The organism is Pelosinus baikalensis (assembly GCF_020819555.1).
Taxonomy (GTDB): Bacteria; Bacillota; Negativicutes; order DSM-13327; family DSM-13327; genus Pelosinus; species Pelosinus baikalensis.
Genome location: NZ_JAJHJB010000002.1, coordinates 77,037 through 92,267 on the forward strand (window position 1 = coordinate 77,037; position 15,231 = coordinate 92,267).

General features: G+C 38.9%; 19 protein-coding genes. 2 read left to right on the forward strand and 17 right to left on the reverse strand.

The window, feature by feature from the left end; translation table 11 throughout:
- Nucleotides 1–5: 5 nt before the first annotated feature.
- From LMF89_RS01835 to LMF89_RS01850, 4 genes are all read right to left on the reverse strand, one after another.
- On the reverse strand, nt 6–704 hold the full coding sequence (locus tag LMF89_RS01835) for a CpsD/CapB family tyrosine-protein kinase (protein ID WP_229533630.1): 699 nt from the start codon (nt 702–704) through the stop codon (nt 6–8).
- Nucleotides 701–2,164 (reverse strand): GumC family protein, encoded by a 1,464-nt coding sequence (locus LMF89_RS01840; protein ID WP_229533631.1) that lies wholly within the window; start codon nt 2,162–2,164, stop codon nt 701–703. The genes LMF89_RS01835 and LMF89_RS01840 overlap by 4 nt, the downstream gene beginning before the upstream one ends.
- Nucleotides 2,165–2,201: 37 nt before the next feature.
- Nucleotides 2,202–2,828, reverse strand: a complete 627-nt coding sequence (locus LMF89_RS01845; RefSeq protein WP_229533632.1) for a polysaccharide biosynthesis/export family protein — start codon at nt 2,826–2,828, stop codon at nt 2,202–2,204.
- 126 nt (nt 2,829–2,954) lie between these two features.
- Nucleotides 2,955–3,161, reverse strand: coding sequence for a hypothetical protein (locus tag LMF89_RS01850; protein ID WP_229533633.1), 207 nt, complete (start codon nt 3,159–3,161; stop codon nt 2,955–2,957).
- A gap of 493 nt (nt 3,162–3,654) precedes the next feature.
- Between LMF89_RS01850 and LMF89_RS01855 the strand changes: the two genes are divergently transcribed.
- Nucleotides 3,655–4,713 (forward strand): NAD(P)-dependent alcohol dehydrogenase, encoded by a 1,059-nt coding sequence (locus LMF89_RS01855; protein WP_229533819.1) that lies wholly within the window; start codon nt 3,655–3,657, stop codon nt 4,711–4,713.
- A 132-nt stretch (nt 4,714–4,845) separates the two neighbouring features.
- Here LMF89_RS01855 and LMF89_RS01860 read toward each other — a convergent pair whose 3' ends face one another.
- From LMF89_RS01860 to LMF89_RS01875, 4 genes are all read right to left on the reverse strand, one after another.
- Nucleotides 4,846–6,159 carry an L-cysteine desulfidase family protein gene (locus tag LMF89_RS01860; protein ID WP_229533634.1) on the reverse strand — a complete coding sequence of 438 codons (1,314 nt, stop codon included), beginning with the start codon at nt 6,157–6,159 and terminating at the stop codon, nt 4,846–4,848.
- A 44-nt stretch (nt 6,160–6,203) separates the two neighbouring features.
- Nucleotides 6,204–7,199, reverse strand: a complete 996-nt coding sequence (locus tag LMF89_RS01865; protein WP_229533635.1) for an amino acid permease — start codon at nt 7,197–7,199, stop codon at nt 6,204–6,206.
- Entirely contained in the window at nt 7,190–7,528 is a 339-nt protein-coding gene (locus tag LMF89_RS01870) for an SLC5/6 family protein (RefSeq protein WP_229533636.1), read from the reverse strand. The genes LMF89_RS01865 and LMF89_RS01870 overlap by 10 nt, the downstream gene beginning before the upstream one ends.
- A gap of 172 nt (nt 7,529–7,700) precedes the next feature.
- Complete coding sequence (locus LMF89_RS01875; RefSeq protein ID WP_229533637.1) at nt 7,701–7,955, reverse strand: helix-turn-helix transcriptional regulator; 255 nt, start codon at nt 7,953–7,955, stop codon at nt 7,701–7,703.
- A 115-nt stretch (nt 7,956–8,070) separates the two neighbouring features.
- On the opposite strand from LMF89_RS01875, the gene LMF89_RS01880 reads away from it, so the two are divergent.
- The gene (locus LMF89_RS01880) at nt 8,071–8,397 is read left to right on the forward strand and encodes a helix-turn-helix domain-containing protein (protein WP_229533638.1); all 327 of its coding nucleotides are present in this window, start codon (nt 8,071–8,073) and stop codon (nt 8,395–8,397) included.
- 212 nt (nt 8,398–8,609) lie between these two features.
- On the opposite strand, the gene LMF89_RS01885 is transcribed toward LMF89_RS01880, so the two are convergent.
- The 9 genes from LMF89_RS01885 to LMF89_RS01925 form a co-directional block, all read right to left on the reverse strand.
- Nucleotides 8,610–9,992, reverse strand: coding sequence for a mannose-1-phosphate guanylyltransferase/mannose-6-phosphate isomerase (locus LMF89_RS01885; protein WP_229533639.1), 1,383 nt, complete (start codon nt 9,990–9,992; stop codon nt 8,610–8,612).
- Complete coding sequence (locus LMF89_RS01890; protein ID WP_229533640.1) at nt 9,922–10,146, reverse strand: hypothetical protein; 225 nt, start codon at nt 10,144–10,146, stop codon at nt 9,922–9,924. Before LMF89_RS01890 ends, LMF89_RS01885 begins: the two co-directional genes overlap by 71 nt.
- Before the next feature lie 79 nt (nt 10,147–10,225).
- Nucleotides 10,226–10,639, reverse strand: a complete 414-nt coding sequence (gene hepT, locus LMF89_RS01895) for a type VII toxin-antitoxin system HepT family RNase toxin (RefSeq protein WP_229533641.1) — start codon at nt 10,637–10,639, stop codon at nt 10,226–10,228.
- Nucleotides 10,632–11,054 (reverse strand): type VII toxin-antitoxin system MntA family adenylyltransferase antitoxin, encoded by a 423-nt coding sequence (gene mntA, locus LMF89_RS01900; RefSeq protein WP_229533642.1) that lies wholly within the window; start codon nt 11,052–11,054, stop codon nt 10,632–10,634. The genes hepT and mntA overlap by 8 nt, the downstream gene beginning before the upstream one ends.
- Nucleotides 11,055–11,244: 190 nt before the next feature.
- The gene (locus LMF89_RS01905) at nt 11,245–11,982 is read right to left on the reverse strand and encodes a transposase (RefSeq protein WP_229533820.1); all 738 of its coding nucleotides are present in this window, start codon (nt 11,980–11,982) and stop codon (nt 11,245–11,247) included.
- Between the two features lie 90 nt (nt 11,983–12,072).
- On the reverse strand, nt 12,073–12,216 hold the full coding sequence (locus LMF89_RS01910; protein ID WP_229533643.1) for a hypothetical protein: 144 nt from the start codon (nt 12,214–12,216) through the stop codon (nt 12,073–12,075).
- Nucleotides 12,217–12,489: 273 nt separating this feature from the next.
- Nucleotides 12,490–13,017, reverse strand: coding sequence for a transposase (locus LMF89_RS01915; RefSeq protein WP_229533644.1), 528 nt, complete (start codon nt 13,015–13,017; stop codon nt 12,490–12,492).
- Nucleotides 13,018–13,333: 316 nt separating this feature from the next.
- The gene (locus tag LMF89_RS01920) at nt 13,334–14,416 is read right to left on the reverse strand and encodes a glycosyltransferase (RefSeq protein ID WP_229533645.1); all 1,083 of its coding nucleotides are present in this window, start codon (nt 14,414–14,416) and stop codon (nt 13,334–13,336) included.
- 211 nt (nt 14,417–14,627) lie between these two features.
- Complete coding sequence (locus LMF89_RS01925) at nt 14,628–14,870, reverse strand: acyltransferase (protein ID WP_229533646.1); 243 nt, start codon at nt 14,868–14,870, stop codon at nt 14,628–14,630.
- Between the last annotated feature and the right edge of the window lie 361 nt (nt 14,871–15,231).

Below are 15,231 nucleotides of genomic sequence, written 5' to 3' on the forward strand. Positions count from 1 at the left end.
GATATCTATTTCGCTATTTTAGTAGTATCACTACCATAATAATAGTAGTAATGACCATACTCTTCCTCAATTTCTACACGATTCAAAATGACTCCTAACAGATGTCCTTTGGCTTTTATCAGTAAATCCTTTGCCTTTTGGGCCATTTCGGGGCGAACCGTACCGGAATTGACAACTAAGGCAATACCATCAACCTTTGAAGCCAGTACACAGGCATCTGTAACAGCAATTACCGGCGGTGAGTCAATCATTAAATAATCTGCCTGTTCTTTGAGATAATTGAATAAGCCCTGCATTTTTTTAGACCCCAGTAATTCTGAGGGATTAGGCGGGATCGGCCCACTGGTCAATATTCTGAGATTTTCTACCTGTGTCTCTTGGATCAAATCTTCAGCACAAATTTCCTCAACTAAAAAATTCGTAATGCCGCGATTTTTATTATCAAATATTTTATGCAGGACCGGTTTCCGAAGATCGCAGTCCATTATAATAACTCTCTTGCCAGACTGAGCCAAGGCCACTGCTGTATTTGCCATGGTAGTTGATTTCCCCTCATCCGGTCCAGAGCTGGTAAACAAGATCGTTTGTAGTTGACCATCTGTTTTAGAAAATTGAATATTCGTTCTTAAGGTACGGTATGCCTCAGCAATTGGAGATTTGGCTTGTTCGTGTACAATAAGCTTGTATTTATCAACACCCATCATTGTTCTCCCTTTTTGGTCTTAGCCATTACTAGCTGTTTTACGTTCGCCCACATACCATGATTCACTGCCAATTTCGATTCGCTGTCAAAGTGAGGAATACTCCCTAACACAGGAAGAGTAAGATAATCTCTAACATCCTCAACACTTTTCACCGTTCTATTCATATATTCTGACATAAAAGCTAGTCCTAAACCGATAAATAAGCCAAGTGCGGCGGCGATAATCACATTGAAGGTCTTTTTCGGACTAATCGGTTTAATCGGTATGGCAGCCACGTCAATGACCTGTACATCGGTAGGCTGCATGACTTCGCTTATCCGAGCTTCTTCATGGCGTTTTGCTAACATGACATATATTTCTTGCGCGACAGTAGCATCACGCATCACACGCACCAGTCCCTGTTCCTTGGCAGGCAGCTTATTCAATTCTTTTTCACTGTCTGCTACTATTTTGCTAATGGCTTCCTTTTGTGCGCTGCCAGCAGCAATGTCGGCTTCTGCTTCAATCTTTCCTTGTAACAGTCCTAAGTGTATAGGATTGATGGAGGGAGATTCTGCATTCAGCACACTGGCTGATTCCATATTTAGTTTAGCCTTCGTCTCCATAATGGCGGCACGGGTAGACATTATCTGAGGATGCTTTTCTGTAAAATTCTGAGACAATGTTACCAACTGGACTTCTAAATCAGCTAACTTGCCTTTGTATTGCTGAATAAGCGGACTATCAGCTACAAACCCTGGTTTTTCCTCTGCCAACTCTTTATTCGCACTACTAACTTTAGCCTGTGCAGATGCCAATGCTACCGCGTTTTCTGCTGATAGCTTGCTAATAGAGGAAAGTCTTTCCACTATAGCTTTCGTTTCTTCTGTCGGGGCTGCAATATTCTCATCCGTTTTATATTTTTCCAATCGGTTTTCTGCCTTTTCCAGTTCCTTTTTTGATTCCACCATTCGCTCGCCAATAAATTTACGCACTTCCGACTGTTCAGAACGTACCAGCAAGGTCATTCTTTCCGTAAATGTATCAACTAGTGTATTAGCAACAAGCTGTGCTTCTTCTGCTGATTTTGCCGTTACTTTTATTTTTAATAATTCACTATCTTTTACAGGTACAGTCATAATCCGTTTAAGCATTTCTTCATAATCAGGTACTTCTTCTTTGTCAGCCTGAGTCTTATTAATAACTGCTTCTACCACCGTTCGGCTTTTTAAAATTTCAGCGTAGGTGATCATTAACTGCTTGGTGTTGGTACTACTCCCCATTGGTAGATCAGCCAGTAGGGAATCAGCCAGCCCTTTGGGCTGCTTTACACGCAAAGTCGTTTCAGCTTCATAGGTAGGGGGAATGAGAAAACTCACTACCACTGTAGCTATAACCATCACTGCAAATACATTTCTAATTAAAATGCGGCGTTTTTTAATAGTTCTTAGGACTTCCTTTAGATCTATTGTTTCTTCCACTCTTTTCCCTCCAAGAAGATTATTAACAAAGTAATCGTTACATATGTCCCACATAATAGCTACCCATGGCAAATGGGAGAATATCAGTAGTAAAATTGATCCTACCATTATTAGAAAGATATACTACATCTCCGTCACCTAGTGCATAATTTTGTGTCATATCTCCTTTTTCCCATATGTTCATCAAATTTACCTTTACCGGAGTACTTGTCTGATCTTTACGAATGATATAGACTTTTTTCTTGGCTGCATTTCGGGTATAACTTCCAGCTGCACCAAGAGCATCAAGTAAATTATGCTGTTTCTCCAGTTCATACATCCCCGGTTTAACTACCTCACCCAGTACATAGACCCGGATTGTGCGAAATTTAATAATATTCACGGTTACTTTAGGATCATTGATATAATGGCTGAGACCTTCAGTGAGTAGTTCTGTCAATTGGCCTGTAGAAGTTCCCAACGCGTCAATTTCCCCAACAATAGGAAAAGCAACTTTTCCATCAGGTCTGATTGCAAGTTCTTTGACCTGTAAGTCTTCATAGCCCCATACTCCAAAAGTAAGAATGTCACCTGGACCAAGGCGATATTCTTCTGCCCAAACAACATGCATAGCCATACTTACTACAAATACAGTTACAACAACAATATGAATAACATACTTCACTAAAAAACCTCCTACGTGCCGTTTTATCAAAAATTCAATTCATCTGTATAAATACAATTATCATAATATTCTGTTCAAGACCAAGAAAGGTAAAAAGACCTCATTAGAGGTCTCCAATCTCACCTTCTACAATTTGCTTTTTTGGCACCTCTTAGCAAAATCGCAATAGTATTCTAATGTTTTGATTAATTCACAACTCTGTTCACGAGTAATAGCATCTAAATGAGTGGTTCCAATGACTTCTCTGGTAATGTCGTTAAGCTGAGCAGGATGATAGCCAGCAGCTATGATTAGCTGCTCTAACTCTGCAATTCGCGCTAACTGTTTATTCACAATATCATCCTCCATGACACTTCATATAAACTATATGTTCGCATAATATCCATTCTATTCTCAATAAGGTAAAATATTACTATTTATATATCATCCTTTCATAATCTAAAAATTCACTACCTTATCAATATATGCAACTCTTAGAATTAGTTTCCTAGTATTAAATACTTTTCATCATAATGTTTTTCCAAATTTGTAATTTGTTTGTATTTCCCAAATTTAGGATACTATAAAGATGTGACAAAAATATGACGATCTGTTAAAATTTAGTAAAATTTATATTTTTGGGATTCACTATGCTTTGGGGTAAAATAAAAAAAGAACTAGTCAGAGAGTATTTTTCATCGAAAATATACTTCCTGACCAGTTCTTTTGATTTAACCAAATATATAAATAATATTTACAGAACCATTAATATGTGATATAAATAACTTATAATTGTGAAATAAAGAACATTCACTTTCACGCAAAAAATATAGGGAGGCTGAACATGATGAAAGGTTTTGCAATGCTAAGTATCAATAAAGTAGGCTGGATCGAAAAACAAAAACCACTAATAGGTCCTTACGATGCAATGGTACGACCGTTAGCGATTTCTCCCTGCTCCTCGGATATTCATACAGTTTTTGAAGGAGCAATCGGTGACAGACACGACATGATTCTTGGTCATGAAGCTGTCGGTGAAATTGTGGAAATAGGAGATAAGGTTAACGATTTTAAACCGGGTGATCGCGTAATCGTCCCAGCCATTACTCCAGATTGGCGCTCACTTGAAGCGCAAGCAGGATTTCACCAGCACTCTAATGGCATGCTGGCCGGATGGAAATTTTCAAATTTTAAAGATGGTGTTTTCGGTGAATTCTTCCATGTCAATGATGCGGATATGAATTTGGCGATTTTGCCGAAAGAGATTCCCCTGCCTAGTGCCGTTATGATCACAGATATGATGACAACGGGCTTCCATGGCGTTGAACTAGCGGATATTCAATTTGGTTCCAGCGTCGCAGTCATTGGCATTGGCCCAGTTGGTCTAATGGGAGTAGCTGGTGCAAAATTGCGTGGTGCAGGCAGGATTATCGGCGTCGGCAGTCGGTCTGTATGTGTAGAAGCAGCCCAATTCTACGGGGCAACGGATATTGTCAATTACAAAAATGGCGATATCGTGGAGCAAATCATGGAACTGACCCAAAACAAAGGGGTGGACCGAGTCATCTTGGCTGGAGGCGGTATCGAAACCTTGGGGCAAGCAATTTCCATTGTTAAACCCGGTGGCGTCGTTGCCAATGTAAACTATCATGGCAGCGGTGAAAGTCTCCCCGTACCTCGCCTAGCCTGGGGCTGTGGAATGGCTCACAAGACCATAAAAGGCGGACTCTGTCCTGGCGGTCGCTATAGAATGGAAATGCTGGTCAACCTTGTGCAGCATAACCGTGTCGATTTAAGCAGACTAATCACCCACGTTTTTACAGGATTTAATCATATTGAAGAAGCACTTTTCCTTATGAAAGATAAACCAAAGGATTTGATTAAACCCGTTGTTTTAATAGAATAATCGAATACATAAAATGATGATCGTCAAAATCTAACTACAAACGCTTCTGATGAAACAAGGGGAAAAAGTCACAATGACTTCTTCCCCTTGTTTCATCAGTTCTTCTCTTCATTCTCCTCCCAACATATTTTCCTATTTTTTATTCAACATAATTTGTAAAATCTGCTTATCCATCTGGGTCATTCCTTGGCAGGCCAGTACTCCCAAATTGGCAATGGATTGATCCACATCCTCTGCCACAATTCCGTCATTCCCTGTAACCCGAATTCCCTCAAGAGCCAGCAATACTGCCTTATACCCAGACATAGCAGAAGTAGACACCTTCATAGCGCAGCTATTGGACGCACCGTCACAGATAAGCCCCGCCAAATCGCCAATCATGTTAGAAATGGCCATACTGACCACCCTAAAGTCCTCTTTCAGCAGCCAAGCCATTCCTGCAGCAGCTCCCATAGAAGCCGTCGTAACGGCGCACAATGCCGATAACTTGGGGAGCTTATCATGGATATAGATGGCCATCATGTGCGACAGCATTAACGCCCTAATGAGCGATTCTTCATTCGCTTTTACATATTCAGCAACCACTACGACAGGCATGGTTGCCGCTATTCCCTGATTGCCAGAACCGGAATTGGTCATCGCCGGCAATGCTGCCCCTCCCATTCTTGCATCAGACGCGGCGGTAGTACGCATCAATACTTGAGTTAATAGACCATCTGCTAAGAGTCCTTGCTGCCTCTGACGATCCATAGCAGTCCCAATATGTAAACCATACTGCCCACTCATACCTTCTCGGGATAAAGAAGTATTCAACTCAGCAGCTTCATGGATAAAACGGATCATTTCTAAAGGCACTCCCATGGCAAAATCAAAAACATCCCGAGCCTTAATACCAGCTATGGTGGATTTATCTTCCATAGCATTTGCTACATAATCCCCAAGCTCCATTTCAAATACCACTTTGCCATTTTCCTCAATGCGTGCCACTTGGGTATGAGTATCGGCAATTGCAACGGTTACCCACTCTTCTCCATGCATTACTTTTGCTTCGGAATACAAAATATGGGGTACATCGGCAACCATAACCTGAACCCGCCCCTGGGAAACCATTTGCTGTGCTTTTCTGACCTGCGCAGGAGTGAGATTCTTCAGAACTTCCAGCTTCCCCCACGGATCACCGCCAATCGCACCTACAGCAACGGCAATAAAGAGCCCTGTCATACCTGTTCCTGGTACGGTGACTCCCATACCATTTTTCATCAAGTTCGCTGAGACCTTAGCTTCAATTTTTTCAACTGGCTTACCTAACCTCTGCGCTGCGATAGCTGCAGCCAGCGCTAAGGAAACGGGCTCAGTACACCCCAATGCAGGTACTACCTCTCTTTTTACAACCTTGATCATTTCCAGCCATAAAGGATTGACCATTTTAGAATTTATCTTTTTCATATCAAATTCTCCTCATTTTATTGATCCTCAAAGAGATACGAGTATTACGCAAAGGCTAAAAATGGAGATATACAAAGTAAAATACCCGTCGCAATAATTACTTTTAGTGAAATTCCTTTATATTGATGAAGAAATGGTACTTGATACACCAGATACGCTGGAATTAAACAGCCTACCAAACCAAATATCGGACTACAAATGGATGTAAAACTCAAGACGGGCGCATTCAGCACAATCGCTCCCCAAGACAGCAATACGGTAAAACCCATAATACCGTAGCCGACAAGCGTCTTATGAATGCGCTCCTCTGGGACTATACGCCGCAGCACATTCATGACCAAACCTTGGCACGCTTCTCTAAATCCTAGATATACGCCAAAATAAGCTGTCATTACAGCAAAAATATTCAAAATCAAACTAAAAATCTTCACCATTTGCTGATTGCTGGTACCGCTCCCCTGTGCCACCATCGCCAAAGCCGAGATATTTTGCTCAGAAGCATGGACGGCTTGCTCATGACCCATAGCTAAGGTAAAGGATACGGCATAAAAGAACACGGTAACAAATAAAACACCAAAGGCAATATTCATGGCACGCATTGCTTTATACCTTGCTACTTCAATGGACTTCTCATGAGATCGGTAGGAAATCACCATCGGACTCAAACTTTGAATAAATAATATGGATGTTAACGTAAAGGGAAGCATCACCACTGCATCCTTTATTAAACTCCCTAATGATGGAACGGGACCGATATTTGCCAAATCCCAGCAACTCACCATAGCCAGTCCAAGAAAAGCTACCACAAACAGCTTTGTCAGTACCATCCCCGTAGAAATCTTAAACAATACCTTCTCTCCTCGCGAAGCTAACGCCACCAAACAGCAAATTAAAAACAAACCATAAAAAGGGTTGGTCGACAGCAAGGATTTCGTCAAACCAAAGGATTGTATAAAAGAAGCACTATCATTCGTAATAGCAGTGGAATATACGAATACCCAAATCACCAGCATGACAAAATATAACGCCCCTAAAAACATCCCCCAATTCTTTCCAGATACCCTGCAATCACACTAGGATAATCTTTGCATTCAGGCGAAGCGGCCAACGTATTAATAAATAGTTTTTGAAATAAATACATGGCAGGATAGCCAATAACAGAAGAAAGTAAAAATACCCATAGCCCCATTAGGCCAACCTGTACAGGCAGAAATACAATTCCTGCACCAATGGCCATGCCAATGCTCATGATAATCCAGCCCCAATCTGTAGCATCAAATCGAATGGCCGCTTTCCACTCTGCATCCGTCATAGCAGCTCGTCCTGCAGGAACATCTTCGACCTCGTATTTCTTAGCAAGTGACCCCATTTATCGTACCTCCTATGTTTTATCGTTCTCTTATTAAATGATTTATCAAAATATTGCGATTACTTATGATATAACAATAACCTACCTGGAACTGTAACAATGTTTAACAAAAAATGGATTTACGATTTCTTTTTGGCTATACTGTAAATAGATGCGATAGAATCATCGATACCTACACACTCCTTTCTGATCCAGAATCTATCTCTTTCACCTCCTTACATTTGGGGGCTCTGAACTCGTCACGTAACAAATCTGCAAGAGATATTCCAAAGGCCGTGGCAAGTTTTTGTGCGATAAGGACAGTCGGCTGCTTCTTAGCCGCTTCCAGCTCCGATATATAAGTTTGGGAAACACCCGATTGATCCGCTAACTTCTTTTGAGACCACCCTTTTGCTTTACGGAATTCTTCTAAATTTTTCACAATCATCACCCCCTCGTTGTCATTGTAATGCTTCTGCGTTAATTAGTCAATGCTAATGCGTTAATTTTGTTTTAAATATTTATGTTATAATTGCTTTAGCGTTAATTGGAGGTTTTATATTATGACTACCGCTGAACGTATTATTCATTTGAGAAAAAAAAAAGGCTACAGTACTAATAAACTTTCTCAACTTGCAGAAATAGGGCAAGCAACCTTACGCGAAATAGAAATAGGTGAAAAAAGTCCAAATATTATCACTTTAGAAAAAATCTGTAATGCTCTCCAAATTTCTTTATCTGACTTTTTCGCAGAAGATGATATTGTAGATACTAGGCAAAATGATGATGAAATAGATAATCTTCCTGACCATGTAAAAAAAGAGCTAGACCTGGCTAGAGAATTTATTCTTTATAAATATGGCATAAAAAAAGCCTCTGCGGACAAGTAACGAGAACTTAACAAATAGAAGCATCACATAAATTTTTTAATCTTGGCGATGCCAAATATAAATAAGGAGACAAAGTCGCAAGCGACTTTGTCTCCTTATTTATGCATAAAAAATATCCATCTAGCAAGCAGTGATAGCAAAACTATAACTGTAAATTATCTTTGTCCTAATTCCCCTCTAGAGAGGGGTGCCCAGAGGGCGGGGTGTGTTCGTCACACTCTCCCATACACATCATCAAACCGTACAATATCATCTTCTTCTAAATACTTGCCATTCTGCACCTCAATAATCTCCAACGGAATCCGTCCTGGATTTTCTAAACGATGTTTGGTAGACATAGGGATAAATACACTCTCATTTTCATGTACCATCTTTACTTCATCCCCCAGGGTCACTTGCGCCGTACCACCCGTCACAATCCAATGTTCCGTGCGATGATAATGCATTTGCAGACTAAGCCCTTGTCCAGGGTTAACTCTGACTTGCTTCATCTTATACCCTGGTCCGCCACCCAAGACAGTAACACTCCCCCATGGCCGATATAAGGTCGTATGCTCGTCCGCTTCACGGCGTCCCCGATCTTTCAATTCATTGACCAAGTCTTTAACCTTTTGGGATTCCCCCTTCTTAGCTACTACTATCACATCATCCGTTTCCACCACTAGCAAATCCTCAAGGCCAATGCCAGCTATCAAACGACTGCGTCCTAGCATGAGTGTATTCGTACAATCAATCGGTATACAATCACCTTTGACGGCATTGCCATCCGTATCCTTGTCTAATACATCGTAAATAGCATCCCAGGAACCAATGTCATTCCAATAAGCTAATAAGGGAATCGTCACTACTTTATCCGATTTTTCCGCCACCGCGTAGTCAATTGAAATATTGGGCATGTTTTCAAACTGAGCCAATGCATCGGCATAGTTAGTAGATGCTAATTGATAGATCTCAGGTTGATGGGTAGAAAACTCTCTCATGATTTGCCCCATAGTAACTGCAAACATTCCTGAATTCCAATAATATCGCCCTGCTGCTACATATTCTTCAGCTACTTCCTGACTAGGTTTTTCTTTAAAAGACTTCACAGCAAAACCATATCCACACGCCTCACCAGCTTCAATATACCCATACCCAATCTCAGGTTTATCAGGCTTTATGCTAAAGGTAACGATATTTTCCTGCCGTGCCATTTCTTCAGCCTGCTTTACAGACTTGATAAAAAGATCATTTTTGCGAATAATATGATCCGAAGGTGTCACAAACATGACTTCCTCTTCTCCAGCACCCAATTCATCAATACAGTACCTTGCCGCCAATGCAATGGCTGGAGCTGTATTACGCCCTACGGGTTCCAATAAAATATGGACATCCATCGCCCCACAAGCAGCTAACTCTGCTTTAACATGATGAATATATTCCTGATTGGTGACAATCACCATATCTGCCACCTTGGCTACAGGCATAAAACGAGTAACTGTCTGCGCCAATAAGGATTGCTCAGTCCCAAGCTTCATAAATTGTTTAGGAAAACAGGTGCGGGATAATGGGAATAAACGAGTCCCGCCACCACCTGCTAGAATTATGATTTTCAATGAAACGGCTCCTCTCGGTATTTGTTTTACGCAATAAAGCAGCGATAGCAAAGCTACAGCTGCCAAAATCGTTCTCTTCATTCCCATCTATACCTTCCAATCGAGACTCTACCCGATTCTGTCCTTCTAACAACTGCCGTAATATTTCTTCCACATTATACACCTCCTATCAAATACAAACTTTTAATTACACACAAACATACCTTTTGATGAAATACCTAATTGGTTGTAAATTAAATTTTATTGATAACTTGCTGTTTGAACGTTTCAACATCTTTTAATTTTTCCTGTAAAATCATATATACCACATTTGCATCTACATCAATATATTGATGAGCTATCATATTACGAAATGCTACCATTTTAATATAGATAGCAGCCTGCAGCTTTGTCCAATATCCATGATCCGACAAAATTCGAAAACCATCGGATAGCACATCAATTTCCCCTAACTCTTCATCAGCTACAATATGATTTACAATATCAATCATACAATTGATAATGATGAAGAGGTTATATTCTACTACATCTCTAGCAACTGGATGACTAATAAATTCATCATAATTTAGTGAAGTATAAACCTGTATTTTTCGTAGTGACTTTTCAATTTGATATAATTTTCGCTCTAAGACGTCCCGTTTAACCATTCTTGTTCCCTCTCAATAAATGCTGCCTAGAATAACGCGCCCAATATCTCACATCATTGTATTCTTTAACAACCCGCAAGGAGTATTCTGCTTCAAACAATGCATTGCGCGATAAAAGTATCTTTTTTTGCATATTTGCTGTATGTTTAATCAAGGGCTTAGCATTATTTAGCACCACTAAATCAATTTCTTTGTTCACCAGCTCCATAAGATCTGCCTTTAATTGCAAATACCAATCCATATCTGTCAATACCGTATGATCCTCAACATAAACAGCAATGTCCATATCACTGAAACGAGTAGTAAAACCAGTAGCATAAGAACCGAACAACCAAGCAAACATAATATCCTGACGCTCCGCAAAAAAACCTCTTAACTTTTGAATCAAATCCATTTCAAGCTTTTTCTTTGTCATGATTTACACCGCCTCATATCCACTCGACCTATATTTGTTATTATACCAATAATACCTTCAAAACACTATATGAAAGTCTCCTCTAAAGAGGGGTGGACGCAGTGACGGGGTGTGTTCACAAGATGCATTGTCAAGAAGTACCGTCCCATATGACACATATGTTTCCAAACGTGTACCTCTGTCACACCAACTATTTATTTGCAAGGATTTTTCTAATAGTTTCCCTATTAATTCCCGTTACCTCCGCCAGTTTTCTTCCTGACACAGCAGTATTCTCTTGCAGCCAAATAATCAATTCTTTACGAGTATCTAGATATTCTGGTTTCGAAATGTCCATTAATGCAATTCCCCTAATTTGCAAAAACTCTTGAATCTGCGCTTCGTGATTATCATCCGATTTACAATCTTCCATAACGTCCATGCATGCCTCTTGACTAAATTCCATATGAAATTTCTTGAACCCCTCTATCGCTACATTACGGTTTTCAGAGAACATATTTAAAATTTCAGCAAATTCTGGCAAGTAGCTATCTCCAGTTCCCCTCAAATATCCGGAACAACTACTCCAAGGGTACGTTTCCGTCTTTGCAATCCCTGCCTTCCCTGGATTCTGATGCACATACCGTATGACAGTAAGCAAATAACTATCACTTTCTACATTTTCACTTTTATACCGATCTTGAAACAGATGCCCCACTCGTTTATATTTTCGGTTAAAATAACCCACATAGCTCGTCGTAATCCGCCTCATAATTCGAGATATACTATCGTTAGACTCTTTAAGTACCAAATGAACATGGTTATCCATCAAACAATAGGAATAAATATAATAACTTCCCCGTTCTCGCTTTGTATGTAATACGTCTAAAAATCTCATCCTATCTTCATCATCTATGAAAATATCCTTCCGCTCATTACCTCGAAGCATCACATGATATACTCCAGTTTTGCTCAGCGCCCTGGCACCTCTTGGCATATTTATCACCCTACGCTATTTTAATATTTTCCCAATACCCTGTCAATAAGAACCGTCCCCATCGACACACAGATTCAGAAGCATTGTTGTTTTTCCGACTTGTCTAGGTCCTGTAATTAGAATTGCAGGATACTGCTCTGAAAGTTCTACAACTACCTTTTCCATATCACGTTTAATATAATTCATCTTATAACCACCTTCGGCTAATATTTAATTCACTTATATTATAGCCGATTCATTTGTAAATTATCAACAGGTGATTGTCTATCACAAGAAGAATACCTCTAGTAGATTTCTTGTTCTCGCTTTCCTTGGACTTTACCTTCATCAACGTCCGCACACACCCCGACGAATATTATCAAATCGCAAGCGTAATCCCCACCTTGACAAAAAGGCGGGACTCTCTCCATTCCCCTCTAGAGAAGGGTGGCACGCAGTGACAGGGTGTGCTCGTGATATTCACATTGTCACTAAGTACCGTCCCCGACGACATGCTATCGCTACATTACGGTTTTCAGAGAACATATTTAAAATTTCAGCAAATTCTGGTAAGTAGCTATCTCCAGTTCCCCTCAAATATCCGGAACAACTACTCCAAGGGTACGTTTCCGTCTTTGCAATCCCTGCCTTCTCTGGATTCTGATGCACATACCGTATGACAGTAAGCAAATAACTATCACTTTCAACGTTCTCACTTTTGTACCGATCTTGAAACAAATGCCCAGATCGTTTATATTTTCGATTAAAGTAGCCTGCATAGCTCATAGTAATCCGTCTCATAATCCTAGATATACTATCGTTAGCTTCCTTAAATACCAAATGAACATGGTTATCCATCAAACAATAGGAATAAAGATAGTAGCTTTCGTGCTCTCGCTTCGCATATAACACATCTAAGAATCTTACTTTATCTTCATCATCTATGAAAATATCCTTCCGCTCATTACCTCGAAGCATCACATGATATACTCCAGTTTCACTCAGCACCCTGGCACCTCTTGGCATATTATCACCCTACGCTATTTTAATATTTTCCCAATACCCTGTCATTAAGAACCGTCCCTATCGACATGCATCATTACATCAACATACGTAAGCGTAAAATAAGCTCTGCCTTTCTTCAAGGCGGGCTTATTTACGCTTACACACTAAATATCGTACTTCCGGATAGTATGAGGTAGCAACAACCATTTACTTATTTTAGGAGGTAACATTTTGGCGATAATTATATTTTCTTGGAGTCATCGCCACTTTTCTTGGAGTTACAAATTATTCTCATATCCCTTTAATACCTACAGGATGATCAATCAAGTAATCTCATATATAATTCTAAAATCTGTTTGTTTAAGATTTCATCAGTAAATTTCTGTTTATATAGCGCATATCCATTTTCCCCCATTTTTTTTAATTTAACTTTATCTAAGTTTATTAAGAGCGAATAAAGCTCATCCCTTTTATGAATATCAATAATATAGCCATTATAATTATCTAAAACGATTTCAGGCAAAGCACCACGATTACTAGCAATGACAGCTTTTTTATTCTTCATAGCTTCTACCGCAACTAAACCAAATCCCTCCCAACGAGATGGGATAATTACTACATCGCACATAGAATAATATTCATCAATTATGCTATTATCCACCCATCCTAGTTGATGAACACTATTGGGTATACTAATTTTATGTTTATTCAGTACAGAATCCCCAATTAAATATAATTCAATATTGTCTAATTTATACTCAGCAAATGTATCTAATAAAATATCAAGTCCTTTTTGTCTATCAAATCTACCAACAAATAATATATTTATTTTATCTTCATTAATCTGGAAATTTTGCTTTTTACTCTCATTATAATTTGTTTTTTGTATACCATTATAAATCATTACACATTTTGAAGCAGGAATACCATATTTAATTGCATAATTATGCTCATATTGTGAAATATTAATAATTGCATCCGTTTTATAAGCAAGCAGTCGTTCTATAGATGCATATATTTTCTTTTTAAAATTTGATATCTCCATCAAGAAAGACCAACCATGTGCACAATATACAATTTTAGGTCTTCGATAACTCAAAAAATATAATATTCTTACAAAAACTCCAGACCATGTACTATGCACATGAATAATATCAGGATCAATTGTACGGATATGCTTATATATCTGAAAAATAGCCTTAAAAATATATACTACTTTCCTTTCATACTCATAATAAAAGATATGATTATCGGATAATGACCATTTCGTTTCTGAATGATTCCTACTTAATATTAAATCAACAGTATCAATTTTATCATGGCAACTTTGGAATTCTAATAACATACGAATATAAGTCGCTACTCCACCTTTAATATACTCACCAATATGTAAGATTTTCACACAATCCCTCTTTCTACTATTCAAGAGATTCCCATTGACCAAAATAACTAACAGGCTTACATGAATAATGCATATTATCATTTTAATAATTGTGCGCTACTTACCTGCAGTGACTGCTTAAGGCTTATGTAGCAGACTACCCTTATCATAGTAACGCACAGGACAGGAATTCGCTTTGGATTCAGACACTACAATTCCAGTACTAAATTATCTATAACTTCCATGTAACATTTCTTTTTAGAATTTTTGAGGGGTTACCACCTATGATTATTTTAGTCTCATCAAAAACACCAAAAACAGTACTATTAGCTGCAATTACAACGTCATCGCATATCTGAGTTCCTTTTAATACTGTACATCTACAGCCAACCCAAATACGATTCCCTAAAGCTATTGCTTTAGGTGAATTAGAAATCTCATTATTGCATATAATCTTATGAAAATCAGTGTCCATGAAAAGATTATCCCAAGAAATTAATACATCGTTACCAAAGGAAATTTCCTTCTGGCAAATGATTTGGCTTTCAGCAGTTATTATAAAATTTGACCCTAGTGTTAAATTACCACTAACAGAAATTTTAGAACCATGCCCAATGTTTGCTTTACCTTTAAAAGTTATTGTTCCAGAAACTTGCCATATACTTCGAGCTCTATGCTGATCAAAAATTTTAACAGAGCCATATCCAATCTGTATTATGCCAAATTTTATAGGTGCATCGATCTTTAGACTTCCCCCGCATTTCCATTAGACAAACTCTATGGGAAACCAGAATTGGAAGTTTAATTGCATTTTGTAGTTTTAAATATTTAAAATT

What these genes read in the sequence shown, in the direction of transcription:
- LMF89_RS01855 (WP_229533819.1), top strand. Translation starts at nt 3,655, where the DNA reads ATGAAAGGTTTTGCAATGCTAAGTATCAATAAAGTAGGCTGGATCGAA.
- LMF89_RS01870 (WP_229533636.1), bottom strand. Translation starts at nt 7,528, where the DNA reads ATGGGGTCACTTGCTAAGAAATACGAGGTCGAAGATGTTCCTGCAGGA.
- hepT (WP_229533641.1), bottom strand. Translation starts at nt 10,639, where the DNA reads ATGGTTAAACGGGACGTCTTAGAGCGAAAATTATATCAAATTGAAAAG.
- LMF89_RS01860 (WP_229533634.1), bottom strand. Translation starts at nt 6,159, where the DNA reads ATGAAAAAGATAAATTCTAAAATGGTCAATCCTTTATGGCTGGAAATG.
- LMF89_RS01925 (WP_229533646.1), bottom strand. Translation starts at nt 14,870, where the DNA reads ATGGACACTGATTTTCATAAGATTATATGCAATAATGAGATTTCTAAT.
- LMF89_RS01910 (WP_229533643.1), bottom strand. Translation starts at nt 12,216, where the DNA reads ATGAATTATATTAAACGTGATATGGAAAAGGTAGTTGTAGAACTTTCA.
- LMF89_RS01865 (WP_229533635.1), bottom strand. Translation starts at nt 7,199, where the DNA reads ATGTTTTTAGGGGCGTTATATTTTGTCATGCTGGTGATTTGGGTATTC.
- LMF89_RS01880 (WP_229533638.1), top strand. Translation starts at nt 8,071, where the DNA reads ATGACTACCGCTGAACGTATTATTCATTTGAGAAAAAAAAAAGGCTAC.
- mntA (WP_229533642.1), bottom strand. Translation starts at nt 11,054, where the DNA reads ATGACAAAGAAAAAGCTTGAAATGGATTTGATTCAAAAGTTAAGAGGT.
- LMF89_RS01875 (WP_229533637.1), bottom strand. Translation starts at nt 7,955, where the DNA reads ATGATTGTGAAAAATTTAGAAGAATTCCGTAAAGCAAAAGGGTGGTCT.
- LMF89_RS01905 (WP_229533820.1), bottom strand. Translation starts at nt 11,982, where the DNA reads ATGCTTCGAGGTAATGAGCGGAAGGATATTTTCATAGATGATGAAGAT.
- LMF89_RS01835 (WP_229533630.1), bottom strand. Translation starts at nt 704, where the DNA reads ATGATGGGTGTTGATAAATACAAGCTTATTGTACACGAACAAGCCAAA.